1 protein-coding gene is annotated in these 1,230 nt (G+C 67.4%); it reads right to left on the bottom strand.

What is annotated here, in order from left to right:
• On the bottom strand, positions 1 to 1,230 hold a 1,230-nt coding region (locus IL54_RS22600; protein WP_237748759.1), incomplete at both ends, for a circularly permuted type 2 ATP-grasp protein.

The raw sequence follows: 1,230 nt of genomic DNA, 5'->3' as shown, positions 1-1,230 counted from the left end.
TCGCGCGCCACGAACACGCGCAGGGTGAAGGGCAGGGGGGTCAATTGCCCGTCGACGATGGCGGGGGTGGTGGATAATTTCACCACTTCCTGCCCGACATAGTCCATCGGCCGTCGCGCCATCGCGCCGAGCAGCGTGGGGCGTTGATCCTTGTCCAGCGTCGATCCGGGGGCGAAATGCGCGTCGGGCAGGCCCGCTACGGTCTGATCGAAGGCGGAACCGACGACCAGTTCGTCCAGCCGGTCGCGGACATGGGCGCATTCCTTGGCCTGCCCGCACCACCAGGTCGCGATATTGGGCAGGATCAGTTCCTCGCCCAGCACAGCCCGCGCCAGTTGCGGCAGGAAGGCAGCGAAGGCGCGGGATTCGATCACGCCCGCGCCCGGCCAATTGCTGACCATCAGGCCACCGCGCGCGCAGGCATCATAAAGGTCGGGCACGCCGATGCGCGACTTGCTGTCGAAGGCGAGCGGGTCGAGGAAGCGGCTGTCCAGCCAGCGCCACAGGCCGTCAATGCGCTTCAACCCCTGAATGGTGCGGACGAATAATTGCCCGTCGGTGACGATCAGATCCTCGCCCTCGACCAGCAACAGGCCAAGATAGCGGGCGAGATGCGCCTGTTCGGCATAGCTTTGATTGAAACGGCCGGGCGTCAGCAGGCCGATGCGCGGGTCCGACCGGGCGCAATCGGCGGCCAGCCCCCAGCGCAATTCGTCGAAAAAGGGGGCGAGCCGCCGCGTGTTCATTGCGCCGAGCAGGTCGCCGGTGGCGCGCGACAAAGCCAAGCGGTTTTCCAGCGCATAGCCCACACCCACCGGGGTTCTTACCCGGTCGGACAGGACGCGCCATTCGCCCGCCGGGCCGCGCCCGATATCGGCGGCGTAGAAATGAAGCTGATGCCCCTGCGGCGGCGGCGCGCCGTTCATGACGCGCCAATAATGGGCGCTGCCGGTCACGATGCTGGCGGGCAGATTGCCGTCCATGACCAGCGACTGGGTTGAGTAGATGTCGGCGATGACCCGTTCGAGCAGGTCGGCGCGCTGGGCGAGGCCCCGTTCGATATGCGCCCATTCGTCCGCGCCGATCAGCAGCGGCACTGGCCCCAGCGGCCAGGCGCGTTCCTGTTCATCGCCGGTCAGGCGAAACGCCATGCCAAGGTCGATCGCCTGCCGCCCAACATGGTCGGCGAGTGTCGCAGGATCGCCCTGCGCCTGCGCCGACAGCCGCTCC

It is taken from the genome of Sphingobium sp. ba1 (assembly GCF_000743655.1).
Taxonomy (GTDB): Bacteria; Pseudomonadota; Alphaproteobacteria; order Sphingomonadales; family Sphingomonadaceae; genus Sphingobium.
This window is presented reverse-complemented; position numbering and strand designations above follow the sequence as displayed.